This is a genomic window from Streptomyces toxytricini (assembly GCF_014649915.1).
GTDB lineage: Bacteria > Actinomycetota > Actinomycetes > Streptomycetales > Streptomycetaceae > Streptomyces > Streptomyces toxytricini.
Window position 1 is genome coordinate 339,925 of the sequence record NZ_BMTY01000004.1, and the last position, 18,002, is coordinate 357,926.

General features: G+C 75.3%; 16 protein-coding genes. 7 read left to right on the forward strand and 9 right to left on the reverse strand.

Features of this window, described 5'->3' with window-relative positions; all coding sequences use genetic code 11:
• Positions 1-71: 71 nt before the first annotated feature.
• Together IE170_RS07410 and IE170_RS07415 are read left to right on the forward strand one after the other, a co-directional pair.
• Positions 72-1,130, forward strand: a complete 1,059-nt coding sequence (locus IE170_RS07410; protein WP_189808463.1) for an ArsR/SmtB family transcription factor — start codon at positions 72-74, stop codon at positions 1,128-1,130.
• Positions 1,131-1,457: 327 nt separating this feature from the next.
• On the forward strand, positions 1,458-1,865 hold the full coding sequence (locus IE170_RS07415) for a VOC family protein (protein ID WP_189808464.1): 408 nt from the start codon (positions 1,458-1,460) through the stop codon (positions 1,863-1,865).
• A gap of 15 nt (positions 1,866-1,880) precedes the next feature.
• Here the strand turns inward: IE170_RS07415 and nirD are convergent, their stop codons facing one another.
• Genes nirD through IE170_RS07430 form a run of 3 tightly spaced genes read right to left on the reverse strand, consistent with a single transcriptional unit; the run spans position 1,881 to position 6,126 of the window.
• A complete protein-coding gene (gene nirD / locus IE170_RS07420) occupies positions 1,881-2,228 on the reverse strand; it encodes a nitrite reductase small subunit NirD (protein WP_114057477.1) in 348 nt (115 codons plus the stop codon).
• Positions 2,225-4,774: a nitrite reductase large subunit NirB gene (gene nirB / locus IE170_RS07425; RefSeq protein ID WP_189808465.1), complete on the reverse strand. Its 2,550-nt coding sequence runs from the start codon at positions 4,772-4,774 to the stop codon at positions 2,225-2,227. The genes nirD and nirB overlap by 4 nt, the downstream gene beginning before the upstream one ends.
• Before the next feature lie 2 nt (positions 4,775-4,776).
• On the reverse strand, positions 4,777-6,126 hold the full coding sequence (locus IE170_RS07430; RefSeq protein ID WP_189808466.1) for an NAD(P)/FAD-dependent oxidoreductase: 1,350 nt from the start codon (positions 6,124-6,126) through the stop codon (positions 4,777-4,779).
• Between the two features lie 192 nt (positions 6,127-6,318).
• Here IE170_RS07430 and IE170_RS07435 point away from each other — a divergent pair, with 192 nt between their 5' ends.
• Positions 6,319-7,095, forward strand: a complete 777-nt coding sequence (locus IE170_RS07435; protein WP_189808467.1) for a sulfite exporter TauE/SafE family protein — start codon at positions 6,319-6,321, stop codon at positions 7,093-7,095.
• A gap of 57 nt (positions 7,096-7,152) precedes the next feature.
• On the opposite strand, the gene IE170_RS07440 is transcribed toward IE170_RS07435, so the two are convergent.
• Entirely contained in the window at positions 7,153-7,779 is a 627-nt protein-coding gene (locus IE170_RS07440) for a class F sortase (RefSeq protein WP_189808468.1), read from the reverse strand.
• Between the two features lie 138 nt (positions 7,780-7,917).
• Positions 7,918-8,436, reverse strand: a complete 519-nt coding sequence (locus tag IE170_RS07445; RefSeq protein ID WP_189808469.1) for a GVDTG sorting domain-containing protein — start codon at positions 8,434-8,436, stop codon at positions 7,918-7,920.
• 318 nt (positions 8,437-8,754) lie between these two features.
• On the opposite strand from IE170_RS07445, the gene IE170_RS07450 reads away from it, so the two are divergent.
• Positions 8,755-9,219 carry a gamma-glutamylcyclotransferase family protein gene (locus tag IE170_RS07450; protein WP_229884621.1) on the forward strand — a complete coding sequence of 155 codons (465 nt, stop codon included), beginning with the start codon at positions 8,755-8,757 and terminating at the stop codon, positions 9,217-9,219.
• Between the two features lie 9 nt (positions 9,220-9,228).
• Here the strand turns inward: IE170_RS07450 and dnaG are convergent, their stop codons facing one another.
• From dnaG to IE170_RS07470, 4 genes are all read right to left on the reverse strand, one after another.
• Positions 9,229-11,145, reverse strand: a complete 1,917-nt coding sequence (dnaG, locus tag IE170_RS07455) for a DNA primase (protein WP_189808470.1) — start codon at positions 11,143-11,145, stop codon at positions 9,229-9,231.
• 33 nt (positions 11,146-11,178) lie between these two features.
• Complete coding sequence (locus IE170_RS07460; RefSeq protein ID WP_189808471.1) at positions 11,179-12,453, reverse strand: NAD(P)/FAD-dependent oxidoreductase; 1,275 nt, start codon at positions 12,451-12,453, stop codon at positions 11,179-11,181.
• Between the two features lie 93 nt (positions 12,454-12,546).
• The gene (locus tag IE170_RS07465; RefSeq protein ID WP_373298957.1) at positions 12,547-13,926 is read right to left on the reverse strand and encodes a deoxyguanosinetriphosphate triphosphohydrolase; all 1,380 of its coding nucleotides are present in this window, start codon (positions 13,924-13,926) and stop codon (positions 12,547-12,549) included.
• A 63-nt stretch (positions 13,927-13,989) separates the two neighbouring features.
• On the reverse strand, positions 13,990-14,721 hold the full coding sequence (locus IE170_RS07470) for a sirohydrochlorin chelatase (protein ID WP_189808473.1): 732 nt from the start codon (positions 14,719-14,721) through the stop codon (positions 13,990-13,992).
• A 530-nt stretch (positions 14,722-15,251) separates the two neighbouring features.
• On the opposite strand from IE170_RS07470, the gene IE170_RS07475 reads away from it, so the two are divergent.
• The 3 genes from IE170_RS07475 to IE170_RS32460 form a co-directional block, all read left to right on the forward strand.
• On the forward strand, positions 15,252-15,866 hold the full coding sequence (locus IE170_RS07475) for a SanA/YdcF family protein (protein WP_223856067.1): 615 nt from the start codon (positions 15,252-15,254) through the stop codon (positions 15,864-15,866).
• Positions 15,867-15,954: 88 nt separating this feature from the next.
• On the forward strand, positions 15,955-16,719 hold the full coding sequence (locus IE170_RS07480) for a glucose 1-dehydrogenase (protein ID WP_189808514.1): 765 nt from the start codon (positions 15,955-15,957) through the stop codon (positions 16,717-16,719).
• A gap of 219 nt (positions 16,720-16,938) precedes the next feature.
• The coding region (locus IE170_RS32460) for a molybdopterin oxidoreductase family protein (RefSeq protein ID WP_229884622.1) at positions 16,939-18,002 on the forward strand (1,064 nt) is incomplete at its 3' end.

Genomic DNA, 18,002 nt, shown 5'->3' on the forward strand with positions numbered 1-18,002 from the left:
CGTGGTGACGTCGTGTGACGGCGTGCATACTCATGGGGCGGGGGGATTGCGGTTGCACAGGTGGGGGTTCGGTGCTGCGTATCCATTTCACTGGAGTGGACCTGGCACGCGTACGGATGGCAGGGCGTCCCGATGCGTTGTGGGAAACGATTCTGAGTTTTCACCGCTTAAGAGACCGGCGTGATGCACGTCTCTTCGGTGATTGGCGTACGGAAACCCGGAGCAGGTTGAATAGTGAAACACGCTTGCTCGGCGCGCTCATACCGAGTCGCGGCTATTTCCCGGATTTCCTGACGCCCGCCGAGGGGCAGTACGGCTGGGACGTCGGCCTCGACGCGCTGCGCGGCCTGGAGCCCGAGCGGATCCGGCGGGAGCTGGCCCTGCTCGGCACCGGCGCGCGCGTGGGAGCCGCCTTCGGCATGCCGCCCGGCGCCGGCGCCTCCGGTGGCGCCGACAGCGCCGTACCGCGGCGGCTGCGGGAGCTCATGGACGACACCGAGGCGCACCTGCCGCGGCTCCTCGCCGAGCTGCGCGGCTACCACCGCGCGGCCGTGGCCCCGTACTGGACGCACATCCAGGCCCAGATCGAGGCCGAGCGGGCCGCCCGGGGCCGCGCCCTGCTCGACGGCGGGGCGGACGAGCTGCTCGCCTCGCTGCCGCCGATGCTGCGCTGGAGGGCGCCCGTCCTGGAGTGCGACTACCCCGTCGACCGCGACGTGCGGCTGTGCGGGCGCGGGCTGCTGCTCCAGCCGTCGTTCTTCTGCCGGCGCACCGCTGTCACGCTGCACGACCCGGAGCTGCCGCCGGTGCTGGTCTACCCGGCCGCGGCGCAGCTCGTCTCGGCGGCCGCCGGAAGCGAATCGATTCGCCCCCTGGAGGAGCAGCGCCAGCGGACCCTCGGCAAACTCGTCGGGCACACGCGTTCCGTCGTCCTGCGCGCCATAGGCGACGGGGCGACCACCAGCGAACTCGCCCGCCGGGCCGGTGTATCCCTTGCTTCGGCGAGCCAGCACGCGTGCGTCATGCGGGAGGCCGGGCTGGTCACCACGCTGCGCCGGGGAAATGCCGTGCTGCACACGGTGACGCCCCTCGGGGCCGCGCTCCTCAAGGGCGGCGCGGTCGCCTCTTAGCGGGCGCGAGTGCCCGGGCCGCGGACCGCCGCGGTCCGGGGCGGGGCGCCTTACCGCCCCCCGGACACCGATTTCCGCGGGGCTGCGTTCGGATACCGGCGTGCGGCCGGTCTCCAGGGGGCGATTTCCGGACACTCGGGCCGGTGGCCCGCAGCGCCACCGCGCCGGGGCGCGGTCGCCGCCCGGCAGCGGTGCGTGACCGGCCGGCGGCCCCGCGGACGGTCGGAAAAAAATCCCCTGGAGGGCGATGAGTTTCCCGCGGCCCCCCGGTCCACCTTCCGACGGCGCCGGACAGGCCGCGCGCCGCACGAGGGAAGAGGAACCGCGATGCCCGCCACCATGATCTTCGTGAACCTGCCGGTCAAGGACCTCGACGCGGCCAAGGCCTTCTGGGAGAAGGTCGGCTACTCCTGCAACCCGCAGTTCAGCGACGACCGCGGCGCCTGTCTGGTGATCAGCGACACGATCTACGCCATGCTGCTGACCGAGGCCCGCTTCAAGGAGTTCACCCACAAGGCGATCACGGACACCTCCACCAGCACCGAGGCGCTGCTCTGCCTGAGCGCCGGCAGCCGCGACGAGGTCGACGCCCTCGTCGGCGCCGCCCTCGCCGCGGGGGCCTCCGAGCCGCGCCCCGCCCAGGACCACGGCTTCATGTACGGCCGGGCCTTCGAGGACCTCGACGGCCACACCTGGGAGATCGTGTGGATGGACCCGGCCGCCGTCCAGGGGTGAGACGGGAGGCGGCGCTCAGGCGACGGCGGTGGAGGTGGCGGCGGTCCGCACCGGGTAGGTCCGGACCGCCACCTCCTCGTCGTCCAGGCACCGGCCCGTCTCCAGGTCGAAGCGCTGCTTCAGCAGCGGCGAGGCCACGAACGGCCTGCCCTCCACGCAGCCGACCAGCCCCCGGGAGAGCACCGACGCCCCCGTGAACGGGTCCCGGTTGTCGACGGCGTACGTCCACCCCGAGCGGCCGAGGAACACCGCGGCCTGGCCCCCGTCGGGCAGCAGCACCGCCACCCCCCGCCCGGGCGTCATCTCGGAGAGCTCGCACACCGTCAGCCAGCCCTCGTCCACCTTCAGTTCCACGGTCATCATCGGGTGCCTCCCACAACTTCCAGCGGCAGCTGCCGGTCCAGTACGGCCAGGTCGGGCTTGACCTGGTCGCGCTCGGGCACGAACCGGACCGTGGGGTCCGGGGCTCCGGGCGCGTTGACGAACGAGACGAACCGGCGCAGCCGCTCGGGGTCCTCCAGCGTCTCGGCCCATTCGTCGCGGTAGTTCGAGACGTGGTCGGCCATCAGCGCCTCCAGTTCGGCGCACAGGCCGAGCGAGTCGTGCACCACCACGTCGCGCAGATGGTCCAGGCCGCCCTCCAGCCGGTCCAGCCAGGCCGAGGTCCGCTCCAGCCGGTCCGCGGTGCGGATGTAGAACATCAGGAACCGGTCGATGAGGCGGACCAGTTCGGCGTCCGAAAGGTCCTGGGCGAGAAGGTCGGCATGGCGCGGCGTCGCCCCGCCGTTCCCGCCCACGTACAGGTTCCAGCCGTTCGCCGTCGCGATCACCCCGAAGTCCTTGCTCTGCGCCTCCGCGCACTCGCGGGCGCACCCGGACACCGCCGACTTCAGCTTGTGCGGGGCGCGCAGGCCCCGGTAGCGCAGCTCCAGGTCGATCGCCATCCGCACGCTGTCCTGGACCCCGTAGCGGCACCAGGTCTGCCCCACGCAGGACTTCACCGTCCGCAGCGCCTTGCCGTACGCGTGCCCGGACTCGAAGCCGGCGTCCACCAGACGCGCCCAGATTCGCGGCAGCTGGTCCACGCTCGCCCCGAACAGGTCGATCCGCTGCCCGCCGGTGATCTTCGTGTACAGCCCGAACTCCCGGGCGACCTCGCCGATCACGATGAGCTTCTCCGGGCTGATCTCCCCGCCCGGGATGCGCGGCACGACCGAGTAGGAGCCGTTGCGCTGGAGGTTCGCGAGGAAGTGGTCGTTGGTGTCCTGCAGGGCGGCCTGCTCGCCGTCGAGGACGTACCCGCTGGCGCCGAGCGTCGGCGCGAGGGAGGCGATGATCGAGCCGACGGCCGGCTTGCAGACGTCGCAGCCGTCGCTGCCGCGCGCCGAGTCCCGGCCGTGCCCGTCGAGGAGCTGCTCGTACGTGGTCAGCCGCCGGGTCCGGACGATCTCGTACAGCTCGGCGCGGGTGAAGGGGAAGCAGCCGCACAGCCCCTTGTCGGCGGAGGCGGGCAGCAGCTGGCCGATGACCTTGACGCAGCTGCCGCAGCCGGTGCCGGCCTTGGTGCACTTCTTGACCTCGGGGAGGGTGGTGCAGGCGGTGATCTCCTTCTTCGTGACGTTGTGGCACGAGCAGATCACCGCGGAGTCGGGCAGCGCGGAGGGGCCCAGCTGCGTCGCCGGCCCGAGGCCCGCGGGCAGCACCAGCTGGTCGGGGCTGACGGGCGGCACGCTGCCGGTCAGCGGGCGCAGCAGGCCGTAGGAGTCGGCGTCGCCGACGAGGACGCCGCCGAGCAGGACGCCGTCGGGGGAGACGACGAGCTTCTTGTAGACGCCGGAGCGGGAGTCGGAGTAGACGACGTCGAGGCAGTCGGCGGTCGTGCCGTGGGCGTCGCCGAAGGAGGCCACGTCCACGCCGAGGAGCTTGAGCTTGGTCGACAGGTCGGCTCCGGTGAACTCCTTGTCGCGGCCCAGCAGGTCCTCGGCGGCGGTCTCGGCCATCTCGTAGCCGGGGGCGACCAGCCCGTACACGCGGCCGTCGGAGGCCAGCGCGCACTCGCCGATCGCGTACACGTGCGGGTCGGAGGTGCGGCAGCGGGCGTCCACGGCGATGCCGCCGCGCTCGCCGACGGCGAGGCCGGCCTCGCGGGCCAGCTGGTCGCGGGGCCGGACGCCCGCGGAGAAGACGACGAGCTCGGTGTCGACCGTGGAGCCGTCGGACAGGAGCATGCCCCGGACGTGCCCGTCCGGCCCGGTGAGGACTTCCTGCGTGCCGACCCCCGTGTGGACCGTCAGGCCCATCCCCTCGATGGTGCGCAGCAGGGCCGCGCCGCCGCCGTCGTCGACCTGGACCGGCATCAGGCGCGGCGCGAACTCCACGATGCGGGAGGCGAGGCCGAGGCCCTGGAGGGCGCCGGCCGCCTCCAGGCCGAGGAGCCCGCCGCCGACGACGGCGCCGGTGGTGCGGGTCCTGGCGTACTCCTCGATGGCGAGGAGGTCCTCCACGGTGCGGTACACGAAGCAGCCGGGCGCGTCCTTGCCGGGCACGGGCGGCACGAAGGGGTAGCTGCCGGTCGCCAGGACGAGCACGTCGTACGGGATCACGCTCCCGGACCGCGAGGTGACGGTGCGGGCCTCCCGGTCGATGCTCTCGGCGGGGTCGCCGAGCCGCAGGTCGATGCCGTGCTGCTCCATGAACCCGGCGGGGACCATGGACAGCTCCTCCGGGCTGGTGCCGGAGAAGTACGAGGTGAGGTGCACGCGGTCGTACGCCGGCCGGGGCTCCTCGCACAGCACGGTGATCCGGTGCGTGGCGGTGGCCCCGCGCTCGGCGAGCGCCTCCAGGTAGCGCTGGCCGACCATGCCGTGGCCGATGAGCACGATGGCGGGGGTGGGCGTGGGTGCGGCCATGATCAGGAGCCTCCGTCGTCGGTGATCAGGTGGAACAGGTCGGTCAGGGCCTCCTCGTCCTCCCAGCTGCGGGCGAGGGCCGCGACGCTGGAGAGTTCGCCGAGGAGGACGCCGCCGACGAGGCGGTCGCCGCGGACGACGACCTTCCGGTAGGTGCGGCGGGTGGCGTCGGAGAGCCGGAGCACGTCGTCGCCGGGGAGCGGGTCGGTCTCGCCGAAGGCGGCGACGTCGAGGGGGCCGTCGCCGCCCGCGGAGAGGGTGAGGCGGGTGAGGGCGCGCGTCCCGGTGTACCGGGCCGGCGCGGATGCGGGCTCCGGGCCGCCGGCCCGGGGCAGGCGGGGGCCGGGCCCGGTGCCGGCCAGGACGGCGGCGAGGGCGTCGGCCTGCTCCAGCGCCGCGCCCGCGAGGCCGTACACGCGGCCGGCGTGCTCGGCGCAGTCGCCGATGGCGTGGATCGCCGGGTCGCTGGTGCGCAGCAGGTCGTCCACGACGATGCCGGTGCGGACCTCCAGGCCGGCCGCGCGGGCCAGGCCGGCGCGGGGCCGTACGCCGCAGGCCAGGACGACGACGTCGGCGTCGAGCCGGTAGCCGTCGGCGAGTTCCACGCCGGTGACCCGGCGCCTGCCCGCCGGCCCGGTCCCGGCCTCGGAGCCGGCCGGGACGGCAGCGGCGGTGGTGGTCAGGCCGCGGACCCGGCACTCGGTGTGGATCTCGATGCCCAGGCCGGCCAGGTGGGCGTGCAGCAGTGCCGCGGCGCCCTCGTCCAGCTGGCGCTCCATCAGCCGCTCGCCCTGCTGCGCCAGGACGACCTGGGCGCCCCGCTCGGCCAGCGCGCGGGCCGCGGACACGCCGAGCAGGCCGCCGCCGATCACCACCGCGCGCACGGCCGGGCCGGCCGCCACGGCAGCCGACAGGGCGAGGCAGTCCTCCATGGTGCGGAACGCGTGGACCCCGTCCGGGAGTTCCCGGCCCGGGGCCGACGCGGCGAGCGCGCCGCCGGGGGCGAACAGGCCGCGCAGCGGAGGCAGCACCGCGTTCGAGCCGGTGGCCAGCACCAGGGTGTCGTACGGCTCGGTGCTGCCGTCGTCGCAGTGCACCGTCCGGTCGGCCCGGTCGATCCGCACCGCCCGCACCCCCCGCCGCAGCACCGGGCCGGGCTCGGGGAGTGCCGCGACCTCCGGGGCGTACCGGCCCGCCAGCACCTCGGCGAGCAGGACCCGGTTGTACGGGGCGTGCGGCTCCTCGCCGAGGACGGCGACCCGCACGGCCGGGGAGCCGCCGAGCCGCTCCGCGAGCCTGAGGCCCGCGAGGCCGCCGCCGATCACCACCACGCGCTGCTGTTCCGAGGTCATGGCACGAGCGTGCGGGGAGGCTGTTTCCCCGCGGCATCACGCTTGTTACCCGAACGGAACGCCCACCTCAGCGCCGCGCCGGACCCGCCGTGAGGCCGCTCCGGGCCGCCGGAACGGCCCCCAACCTCAACCTTTGCGCAACTTTCCGGTGATCGTTGGGTGCTGCACCGACCTCGTCCCTAGGGTCTCCGTGTGCCTGACATATCTACGACCATGCTCATCGTCCTGTGTGCGGCGGCCGCCGCAGCGGGCTGGATCGACGCCGTGGTGGGCGGTGGCGGCCTGCTCCTGCTGCCGGCCCTGCTGCTCGGCCTGCCCCACGCCCACCCCGCCACCGTCCTCGGCACCAACAAGGCCGTCGCCGTCGTCGGCACGACCGGCGCCGCCGTGACGTACCTGCGCAACGCGCCCGTGGACGTGAAGCTCGCCTTCCGGATCGGCGCGGCCGCGATCGCCGGATCCGCCGGCGGCGCCGCCCTGGCCGGCGGGATCAGCAAGGACGCCCTCCGCCCGCTGATCATGGCGGTGCTGCTCGTCGTCGGCGCGTTCGTCGCCTTCCGGCCGGCCTTCGGCACCACCCCCTCGGCCTCCCCGGTGAGCAGGCAGCGCGTCCTTCTCACCATCGGCCTGGCCGGGCTGGGCATCGGCTTCTACGACGGGCTCATCGGCCCCGGCACGGGCACCTTCCTCGTGCTCGCGCTGACCGCGCTGCTCCACCTCGACCTCGTCACCGCCTCCGCCACCGCGAAGATCGTCAACGTGTGCACGAACGCCGGTGCGCTCGCGATGTTCGCCTACCAGGGCATGGTGCTCTGGCAGCTGGCCGCGCTGATGGCCGCGTTCAACCTGGCCGGCAGCATGATCGGCGCCCGCATGGCGCTGAAGAAGGGCAGCGGCTTCGTCCGCGGCGTGCTCCTGAGCGTCGTCGGCGCCCTGGTGGTCAAGCTCGGCTTCGAGCAGTGGGGCTGAGGCCCGCCGCCCGCGGCGCCCGGCCCCGGCCGCGGCAGCGCCCGACCGCATACGCCGTCAGTACGTGCCCGTCAGGTGCGCGAAGACGACCACGTTGCCCTCGTAGCCGGTGTGCGGCGAGAAGTCCCCGCCGCAGGTGATCACCCGCAGCTCGGCGCGGGGCGACGGCCCGTACACGCGGGCGTCCGGGAAGCGGTCGGCGTCGTACACCTCGACCGCGTGCACCGTGAACACGGCGGTGCGCCCGTCGGCCCGCCGCACCTCGATCGCGGCGCCCCGCCGCAGCGCCCCCAGCCGGTAGAAGACCGCCGGGCCCGAGGCGTGGTCGACGTGGCCGACGACCACGGCCGTGCCCACCGCGCCGGGCGTGGTGCCGTCGCGGTACCAGCCCGCCAGGTCGCGGCGGCCCGGGGGCGGCACGTCGATGCTGCCGTCGGCGCCGAGCCCGAGCCCGGTCAGCGGGGCGTCCACACCGATGGACGGGATCCGGACGCGGACGGGCGGGGAGCCGGGGAGCGGGTCGATGCCGCCGGGGCGGCCCGGCTGCCCGCCCCCGGCCAGCGCCTCGGCGGGCGAGGGCAGCGGGGGGCCGACGCGCTCTGCGGAGCCGCTGCCGACGAGCCAGATGCCGATGCAGGCGGTGAGCGCGACGATCCCGCCGCGGCCGGCCTGGCCGGTGCCCATGGACGACCCCCTCGGCGATCGGTGTGCACTGCGTGGGACGGGCCGTCGCCCGACCCCGCGAACGGGGGGACCTCGCGGGGCCGGGCGACGGGGGACGGTACCGGTCGGGACCGCGGCCGGGGCCGCGGCGGGCGCCCGTCAGCCCTGCGTGCCGCTCGCCCGGCGACGCAGGAGCCAGGTACCGCCGACGGCGGCCGCGGCCAGGACGGCCGCTCCCGCCGTGACCTTGGCGGGGTCGGCGGCGGTGGTCGCGCCACCGCCGACACCCGTGCGGACGCGGCCCTGCGGGCCGCGTTCGGTGACTTCCAGGTTCCCGGTGGCGTACTTGCCGTTCGCGCAGGTGGCGCCGATGGCGTACGTGCCCGGGCGGGTGCCGCCGGCGACGCGGAACTGACCGACGACGACCTCCTCGTGCGTGCCCGGGACCAGCTTGAAGCGGCCGCCGCCGACCATGGTCGCGTCGCCGTCCGCATGACCGCCCGAGCCGCAGGCGGTCGTGTTCGCGGTGACCGCGGCACCCGGCGCGGCCTTCTTCGGCCACACCTCCAGCACGGCGAAGTCGCCCGGGGCGAAGCCGGCCGCCCCGGCGGACTGGCAGGCGACCGCGGCGGCGGTGAGCGCGGTGGCGGTGAGCACACGGGCGGTGCGACGTCGCATGGCGGCTCCTGGTGGCGCGCGGACACGGGGCGTGCTCCCGTGGTAACCCGGCTCGCGCCCCCTCCGCCTGCTGATGCGGCGTCAGGCCGCGGTCCGCGCATCGGCGTCCGCGCTGGTCAAGGCCTGGGGGCTGGGCCGATCGGGCGACGGACGCCGGACGGGTGCCGTCCGGGTGACGCGGAGCCGCAAAGCCCGTTCCGGGCCGGGGCCGCGGTGCGTACCGTGGAGGCGGGCGAGCCGGGACCGCCCGGGCCGCCGCCGGCTGCGCGGCCGGTCCGGCCGCGCCCCGCCGTGCCCGCCGCACCCGAGGGAGGCCCCGTGAGCCCGTCCGCCCGGCCCGAGGACCCGCGCATCGTCCGCCCGCCGGCCGCCGCCGAGCTGCCGTTCTTCGTGTACGGGACCCTGCGCCCGGGCGAGGCCAACCACGCGGCGTTCCTGCGCGGCCGCACCGCGGCGGAGGAGCCCGCCCGGCTGCCCGGCGCCGAGCTGTACGACGGCCCCGGCTACCCGTACGCCGTCCGGCACCCCGGGGCCCACGTCGTCGGCGAGCTGATCACGGCGGCGCCGGGCGCATACGGGGCGCTGCTGGCCGAGCTGGACCGGCTGGAGGAGTACCACGGCCCCGGGCTGCCGCGGAACCTCTACGACCGGGTCCGCTGCGACGCCCTCCGCCCCGACGGCAGCCGCACCGCGGCCTGGGTGTACCTGGCGGCCCCGCCGCTCGCCCGGCGGCTGCGGGAATCGGGCACCCGGATACCGGGCGGGGACTGGCTCAGCCGCTGAGGGCGGGCCTCACAGGCCTTCGGCGCCGCGGTTGCGCAGGCGCTGCGCGTACTGCTGGAGCACCCACAGCTCCTCCTGCACCGCCGCCAACTGCTCCGGCGGGGCGTGCGCACCCATGCGGGCCATGGTGCCCGTGATCTCGTGGACCCGGCGGTCGACCGCGCGCAGCCGGACCTGGACCAGCTGGACGCCCGCGTACACGTCGTCCACCGTCTTTGAGTGGATGGCCTCGACGGCGAGTTCGGTGACGAGGGCGCGGACCGTGTCGTTCGGCGCGGCCTCCCGGACCCGGGCCAGGTAGCCGTCCCCGGCGGCGGAGGCGCCGCCCGCGTCCTGGACGGCCTGCCGCACCGCCGCGTACGGCGGGGCGGTGAACTCGTCCACCCCGTACGCGTCGAACGCGGGCGAAACCAGCTCCGGGCGCTGCAGGGCCAGCTTGAGCAGCTCCCGCTCGGTGCGGTGCGCGGGGCTGCGCAGGTTCAGCGCGGGCCCGCCGGCGGGCGCCGCCGGCGCGGGCACGGCCTCGTACGGGCGCCCGTGCCCGGCCGGCTTCGGACCGGGGCCGGCGCCGTTCGGCCGGCCGCCGCGCTCGCGGGCCCAGCGGGCGAGCTGCGCGACCCGCTTCACCACGAACTGCTCGTCGCGGATGCCGAGCATGCCCGCCAACTGCACCGCCGACTCGTGCTGGATGGCGATGTTCTTGATGTTGGCGACGACCGGGGCCGCCTCGTCGAGGGCGGCCGCCCGGCCGGCCGGGTTCTCCAGGTTGTGCCGGGAGACGATGTGCCGCAGCGCGAACTCGAACAGCGGCGTCCGCGACTCCACCAGCGACGCCACCGCCGCGTCGCCCTGCGCGAGGCGCAGGTCGCAGGGGTCCATGCCGCCGGGCGTGATCGCGATCGACGTCTCGGCGGCGAACTTCTGGTCGTCCTCGAAGGCGCGCAGCGCGGCCTTCTGCCCGGCAGCGTCACCGTCGAAGGTGAAGATCACCTCGGCGGTGGCGTTGTCCATCAGCAGCCGCCGCAGGATCTTGACGTGGTCGCCGCCGAACGCGGTGCCACAGGTCGCGATGGCGGTCGTCACGCCCGCCAGGTGGCAGGCCATCACGTCGGTGTAGCCCTCGACGACGACGGCCCGGGAGGTCTTCGCGATCTCCTTCTTGGCCAGGTCGATGCCGTACAGGACCTGGGACTTCCGGTAGATCGGCGTCTCCGGCGTGTTCAGGTACTTCGGGCCGTTGTCGTCGTCGCGGAGCTTGCGCGCGCCGAAGCCGACGACCTCGCCGCTGATGTCGCGGATCGGCCACATCAGGCGGCCGCGGAAGCGGTCGATGGGCTTGCCGCTGCGGCTGTCCTGGGCGAGGCCCGAGGTGATCAGCTCGCGGTCGGTGAAGCCGCGGCCGCGCAGGAAGCGCGTCAGGTGGTCCCAGCCGGCCGGGCTGTAGCCCACGCTGAAGTGCTCGGCCGCGGCCTGGTCGAAGCCGCGCTCGGCCAGGAAGCGGCGGGCGATCTCCGCTTCAGGGCCGCCCAGCTGGTCGGTGTAGAACTGCGCCGCGGCCTTGTGGGCCTCGACCAGCCGGATCCGCTCGCCGCGGCCGCTGGTGCCCGCGGTGTAGCCGCCCTCCTCGTAGCGCAGGGTGATGCCCGCCTGGGCCGCGAGCCGCTCGACCGCCTCCGAGAACGACAGGTGGTCGATCTTCATGATGAAGTCGAGGGTGTCCCCGCCCGCCTGGCAGCCGAAGCAGTGGTAGAGCCCCTTGCTCGGGCTGACCTGGAAGGACGGGGACTTCTCGTCGTGGAAGGGGCACAGGCCCTTGAGGTTGCCGCCGCCCGCGTTGCGCAGTTGGAGGTAGTCGGAGACCACGGCGTCGATCGGGACCGCGTCCCGTACCGCCTTCACGTCGTCGTCGTTGATCCGTCCTGCCACCCGTGAAGTCTACGGCGGGGCGCCGCGAATCCCTCAGGCGCCCTCGCCCGGAACCAGCGACGCCAGCGGCACGGACGGGTCCGCCAGCGCCTCGCGGTCGACGGGCGCCTTCGACCTGATCAGGGCCTGGATGTGGCCGGTGACGTCCCACACGTTGACGTTCATCCCGGCGAGCACCCGGCCCTGCGAGAGCCAGAAGGCGATGAACTCGCGCCGGGCCGCGTCGCCGCGGATCAGGACCTGGTCGTAGCCGCCCACCGGGGCGTATCCGGAGTACTCCATGCCGACGTCGTACTGGTCGGAGAAGAAGTACGGCACCCTGTCGTACGAGACCTCCTGCCCCAGCATCGCCCGCGCCGCGGCCGGGCCGCCGTTGAGGGCGTTCGCCCAGTGCTCCACCCGCAGCCGGGTCCCCAGCAGCGGGTGGTGGGCGGCCGCCACGTCGCCGACGGCGAAGACGTCCGGGTCGGAGGTGCGCAGCGAGGCGTCCACGGCGATGCCGCCGCCGTGCTCCCGGTCCACCAGCGCCAGCCCGGCGGCCTCGGCCAGCGCGGTGCGCGGCGCGGCCCCGATAGCGGCGAGCACCGCGTGCGCCGGGTGCTCCTCGCCGTCGTCGGTCCGGACGGCCAGCACCATCCCGTCCTGGCCGACGATCTCGGTGAGCCGTGCCCCGAAGTGGAAGCGGACGCCGTTCTCGGCGTGCAGGTCGCCGAAGAGCCGCCCGATCTCCGGGCCGAGCACTGCGTGCAGCGGCGTCGCCAGCGGCTCCACCACGGTCACCTCGGCCCCGTACCCGCGGGCCGCGGCGGCCACCTCCAGGCCGATCCAGCCGGCGCCCGCGATCAGCAGGTGCCCGTTGTCCCTGCCCAGGGTCGCCAGGACGCCGCGCAGCCGCTCGGCGTGGGACAGCCGCCGCAGGTGGTGCACGCCGGCCAGGCCCGTGCCGGGGACGTCGAGGCGGCGCGGCTCGGCGCCCGTGGCCAGCAGCAGCTTGTCGTAGTGCACGGCGGTGCCGTCGCCGAGGACCACCTTGCGGGCGGCCCGGTCCAGGTGCACGGCGGGCTGGCCGAGGTGCAGCTCGATGTCGGCGCGGGCGTACCAGGACGGCTCGTGGACGAAGACGCTGTCGCGCTCCTCCTTGCCCTGGAGGTAGCCCTTGGAGAGCGCGGGCCGCTCGTACGGGTGGTCGCGCTCGTCACCGATCAGGATCACCCGCCCCCTGAACCCCTCGGACCGCAGCGCCTCCGCCGCCTTGGCCCCGGCCAGTCCCGCGCCGACGATGACGAACGTCCTGTGTGCGTCGACCACCTGATGCCTCCTCATAACCTCAGCGCCACATGCGAGCACCTGCGAGGGTCCCGCACCGAGCGGGCCGCGTGAAGGGGGAGTGGCCCGATCGGATCACCCCGCGGTGCGGCGCGTGCGCAGGGTGAGCCTGGCGTGCAGGGAGCGCGCGGAGGCGTCGGTCAGGGAGGCGATCTGGTCGATGACCGCGCGTTTGCGCCCCCGGTCGTCCGGGGCGGCGTCGAAGATCGCCCGGAACTGCGGATCCAGCCCGTCGGGGGCGCGGGCCAGGAGCGCCTCGGCGAGTTCGGCCAGGACGATGCGCTGCTCGGCCCGCAGCCGCTCCTGCTCGGCGCGCTGCATCACGTACAGGTCGGCGACCGATTTGAGGACCGCGCACTCGTGGCGGGCCTCGCGGGGGACGACCAGCTCGGCCGCGTACCGGGTCAGCCGGCCGGTGCCGTACGCCTGCCTCGTCGCGCCCTCGGCGGCCAGGCAGAACCGGCCGATCAGCTGGCTCGCGGCGTCTTTCAGGCGGGCCTGGGCGACGGCCGAGCCGTCGTAGCCGTGAGGCCACCACTCCTGCTCCATCAGGCGGTCCAGCGCCTCCAGGAGCTCCTGCGGGTCCGTGTCCGCGGAAACGTACCGGCCGATGGCGACCCGGGCGATCGCGGAGCGCTCGGGCTCGGCGAACAGGAGGTTCGGGTCGACGTGCCCCGCGTGCAGGCCGTCCTCGAAGTCGTGGACGGAGTAGGCGACGTCGTCGGACCAGTCCATGACCTGCGCCTCGAAGCACTTGCGGTCGGCGGGTGCCCCGCGCCGCAGCCACTCGAAGACGGGCAGGTCGTCCTCGTACGCCCCGAACTTCACCGAGCCGGGGTCGGCGGGGTGGCCGCCGCGCGGCCAGGGGTACTTGGTCGCCGCATCCAGGCTGGCCCGGGTCAGGTTGAGCCCGACGCTGACGGGGGCGCCGGTCTCCGGGTCGGCGGTGAACCGCTTCGGCTCCAGCCGGGTCAGCAGGCGCAGCGACTGGGCGTTGCCCTCGAAGCCGCCGCAGTCCGCGGCGAACTCGTTGAGCGCCTCCTCGCCGTTGTGGCCGAACGGCGGGTGGCCCATGTCGTGGGAGAGGCAGGCCGCCTCGACGAGGTCCGGGTCGCAGCCGAGCGCCGCGCCGAGCTCTCGGCCCACCTGGGCGCACTCCAGCGAGTGCGTCAGGCGGGTGCGGGGGCTGGCGTCCCAGTCGTACGAACGGCTGCCCGGGGTGACCACCTGCGTCTTCCCGGCGAGGCGCCGCAGCGCGGCGGAGTGCAGGACGCGGGCCCGGTCGCGCTGGAAGGCGGTCCGGCCGGGGCGCTTGTCGGGCTCCGGGACCCAGCGCTCGGTGTCGGCCGCCCCGTAGGGCGGGGCCGGTTCGGTCCGGGCGGGCGGATCCTGCGGGCCGGGGGTGTTCTGCGGCTCGCCGGAGCCGCGCGGACGGACGGGTGCGGTGCCTGCCATGCCTTCCATGCTGAGACGTTAACCGGAGACACCGACAATCGGAGCAATCCGCACCCGAGTCTCCTACGCGGGGGCCGGCACCAGGAGCGGCGCCGGAGCGGTCCGGGGCCGCGGCAGGGCGAGCGCCTCGTCGTAGCGCCGGAGCACCAGGCGGGCCAGCGCCGGGTGGTCGCCCAGCGGGGCGGCGGCGGGGCCGGTCGCGGCGGCGGCGCTCTGTGCGGCGAACCGGCCGGGCGCGGTGAAGTACGAGGCCACGGCGATCCGGCGGTGGCCGCGGGCGGTCAGTGCGCGGACCGCGTCGGTGACCGAGGGCGGGGCGGCGGAGGCGTAGGCGGGGACGACCGGGGCGCCGCCGAGGCGTTCGGAGAGCAGGGCGGCGGTGCGGCGGGTGTCGGCCGCCGCGTCCGGATCGCGGGAACCGGCGGCGGCGAGGACGGCTGCGGTGTGCCGGGCCGGATGCCAGCCGGCCTCGCGGAGGCGGTCGTACAGGGCCTCGACGAGCAGGGGGTGCGGGCCGAGCGGGGCGGCCACGCGGGCGTCGGCATGGCCGGCGGCCGCCTCCGGGAGATCGCGTTTGACGTGGTGGCCCCGGCTGAGGAGCAGGGGGACGAGCACGGCCGGGCCGGAGGTGCGCTGCAGCGTGTCGGGGAGGAGGGGCCGGTTCAGCTCGACGTGGCCGAGGCGGACGTCGAGGCCGGGGCGCAGGGCGCGGACACGGGCGAGGAGGGCCTGCACGGCGGGGAGGGCGCGCGGGTCGCGGCTGCCGTGGGCGACGGCGACGAGGGTGGGCTGCATGCGTGGCTCCGTGGGGCCGGGCCCGCGGCGGGGGCGGGGGAGCGGGCGGGAGGGGACCCGGAGGGGTGCACCGGCTCGGCCGGGTCCGTCGTGCCCCCGATCCTGGGGGGCGCAGGTTGCGGCGACGTTGCGCCGCCGTGACGGGGGCTTTCGAGGGAACTCACTCGGTCATTCGTACGAGTGAAAGAGGGGGCGGGCGGAACTCGGGCGGCGGGCCGGTTCGTCAATCCGTGCGAACGGCGCGCGGTCCGCGGCTCCACCGGGGCGGCAGGGGCCGGGGCAGGCCAGGGCAAGCGCAGGACGGGATGGGACGGGGCAGGGCTGTGGGTGCGGACATCGGGAGGGGCAGGGCCATGGAAACGGCCGAGGGCAGGGGATCGGGCAGGACGAAAGGCCGGGGCGCAGGCGTGGGAAGGGGCGTGGGGCGGATCGGCAGGTGGGCGGCGGCGCGCGTGGCGGGTGCGGCCGCGCGGCTGCGGGCGGGGCTGCCGCGCGGGGTGCGGGGGCGGCGGCGGGCCGTGCAGGCGGTGATGGCCGGCTGCGTGCTGGCGCTCCTGCCCTCGGCGTGGACGCACGCGGTGGCCGCGGACCGGCTTCACGGTACGGCGGACAGCCCGTCCGCCGATGTCGCGGTCGTGTTCGGGGCGGGGCTGTGGAACGGCCGGCCCACCCCGTACCTGGCGCGCCGGCTCGATGCGGCGGCAGAGCTGTACCGCACCGGGAAGGTCAGGGTCGTCCTCGTCACCGGGGACAACAGCCGGACGGAGTACGACGAGCCGAGCGCGATGCGCACGTACCTGGCGGCGCACGGGGTCCCCCAGGAGCGGATCGTCAGCGACTACGCCGGGTTCGACACATGGGACTCGTGCGTCCGGGCCCGGAGGATATTCGGGGTGGAGCGGGCCGTGCTGATCAGCCAGGGCTTCCACATACGCCGGGCCGTCGCCCTGTGCGAGTCGGCGGGGGTGGAGTCGTACGGAGTCGGCGTGCCCGACGAGCACGACCTCACCTGGTACTACGGCGGCGCGCGCGAGGTGTTCGCGGCGGGCAAGGCGGTGCTGGACGCGGCACTGCAGCCGGAGCCGCGCTTCCTGGGCCCCAAGGAGCACGGGGTGTCACAGGCCCTGGGGGCTCTGCGACACTGACGCGGCGCTCCGCGCCCGGCCGCGGCCGGCGGGAGCACACGGCGCCGGGACGGCCGGCCGCCGGGGACGACAGGGGGAGAGCGTGACCGTGGCGGATCTCAGCGGCAAGGTCGTGGTGGTCACCGGCGGGGCCCGGGGCATAGGGGCCGCCACCGCACGGGCCGTCGTGGAGGGCGGCGGGCGGGTGCTGGTCACGGACGTGCTGGAGGAGGAGGGGGCGGAGACCGCCGGAAAGCTGGGCGGCGCCGCCCGGTTCCTGCGGCACGACGTCACCAGCGAGGCCGACTGGCAGGCCGCGCTGGACCACGCGGTGGCGGAGTTCGGCCGCCTCGACGGGCTCGTCAACAACGCGGGCATCGCCTCCGGGCAACCGCTGGAGGAGGAGAGCGTCGAACACTTCCGCCGGGTCGTCGAGGTCAACCTGGTCGGCGTGTTCATCGGGATCCGGACCGCTGTCCCGCTGCTGCGGGCCGGCGGCGGCGGGGCCGTCGTCAACATCTCCTCCGCGGCCGGGCTCACCGGCATGGCCCTCACCGCGGGGTACGGGGCCTCCAAGTGGGGTGTGCGCGGGCTGTCGAAGACAGGCGCCCTGGAGCTCGCCGGGTCGGGCATCCGCGTCAACTCCGTCCACCCGGGCATGACGCTCACCCCGATGACCGCCCCGATCGGCATCCAGGCCGGCGAAGGCCGGTTCCCCGGCGCCCCGCTGGGCCGCGTCGGCACGCCGGAGGAGACGGCCGCGGCGGTCGCGTTCCTGCTCTCCGACGCCGCCGCCTACATCACCGGTGCCGAGCTGTCCGTCGACGGCGGCTGGACCGCCGGCCTGACCACGGCGCACCTCACCGGCGGCTGACCCGGCCGGCCGGGGCGGCCGGGCGGCGACCGGCCGCGGTGACCGGCCGCGGTGACCGGGCGGCAGCCGCCCGACGGCGGCCGCGTGGCAGGCAGGCCGCCATCGGCCGGGGCCCGCCGGTGGTCCTCACCGGGGCGCGGCGGGGGCGCTGAGGTGCCCGTACGGGAGGTGTAACCGGAGGCGGCGGCCCGTGTAACACCGCCGCCGCACGCTGGCCGCATGCACACGCCCGACGCCGCCACCGCCACGCACTGCCCCTACTGCGCCCTCCAGTGCGGGATGAACCTGCGCCCCGCGCCGGACGGGGCGAGTGCGGCGGTGGAGGAACGGACGGAGTTCCCCGTGAACCGGGGGGCGCTGTGCGGCAAGGGCCGCACGGCGCCCGCCGTGCTCTCCTCCCGGGTGCGCCTGACCGAGCCGCTCGTCCGCACCCGCGCCGGGCGGCTGGAGCCGGCCACCTGGGAGGAGGCCCTCGACGCCGTCGCCGAAGGTCTCGCCCGGACCCGGGACGCCCACGGGGCCGACGCCGTCGGGGTGTTCGGCGGGGGCGGGCTCACCAACGAGAAGGCGTACGCGCTCGGCAAGTTCGCCCGCATCGCCCTGCGCACCTCGCAGATCGACTACAACGGCCGGTTCTGCATGTCCTCGGCCGCGGCCGCCCACCAGCGGGCCTTCGGGCTGGACCGGGGGCTGCCCTTCCCGCTGGAGGACATCCCGCGCACCGGCTGTGTGATCCTCGTCGGCTCCAACCCGGCCGAGACCATGCCGCCGGCCCTGCGCTACTTCACCGAGCTCAAGGCCAACGGCGGCACCCTGATCGTCGTCGACCCGCGCCGCACCCGCACCGCCGAACAGGCCGACCTGCACCTGGCCCCCCGCCCCGGCACCGACCTGGCCCTCGCGCTCGGCCTGCTGCACCTGGTCGTCGCCGAGGGCCGCACCGACGAGGCGTTCATCGCGGAGCGCACCACCGGCTGGGAGGAGGCGCGGGCCGCGGCCATGGCGCACTGGCCGGAGCTGGTGGAGCGGATCACCGGCGTCCCCGTGCCGAAGCTCCGCGAGGCGGTGTCCCTGTTCTGCGCCCCGTCCTCGGCGATGGTCCTCACCGCCCGCGGCCCCGAGCAGCAGTCGAAGGGGACCGACACCGTCGGCGCCTGGATCAACCTGTGCCTGGCCACCGGCCGGGCCGGCCGGCCCCACTCCGGCTACGGCTGCCTCACCGGCCAGGGCAACGGCCAGGGCGGCCGCGAGCACGGCCAGAAGGCCGACCAGCTCCCCGGCTA

Coding starts and splice junctions, on each gene's coding strand:
- nirB (WP_189808465.1), bottom strand. CDS start 4,774: ATGGCCGCACCCACGCCCACCCCCGCCATCGTGCTCATCGGCCACGGC.
- IE170_RS07415 (WP_189808464.1), top strand. CDS start 1,458: ATGCCCGCCACCATGATCTTCGTGAACCTGCCGGTCAAGGACCTCGAC.
- nirD (WP_114057477.1), bottom strand. CDS start 2,228: ATGATGACCGTGGAACTGAAGGTGGACGAGGGCTGGCTGACGGTGTGC.
- IE170_RS07475 (WP_223856067.1), top strand. CDS start 15,252: ATGGCCGGCTGCGTGCTGGCGCTCCTGCCCTCGGCGTGGACGCACGCG.
- IE170_RS07465 (WP_373298957.1), bottom strand. CDS start 13,926: ATGGCAGGCACCGCACCCGTCCGTCCGCGCGGCTCCGGCGAGCCGCAG.
- IE170_RS07470 (WP_189808473.1), bottom strand. CDS start 14,721: ATGCAGCCCACCCTCGTCGCCGTCGCCCACGGCAGCCGCGACCCGCGC.
- IE170_RS07430 (WP_189808466.1), bottom strand. CDS start 6,126: ATGACCTCGGAACAGCAGCGCGTGGTGGTGATCGGCGGCGGCCTCGCG.
- IE170_RS07440 (WP_189808468.1), bottom strand. CDS start 7,779: ATGGGCACCGGCCAGGCCGGCCGCGGCGGGATCGTCGCGCTCACCGCC.
- IE170_RS07445 (WP_189808469.1), bottom strand. CDS start 8,436: ATGCGACGTCGCACCGCCCGTGTGCTCACCGCCACCGCGCTCACCGCC.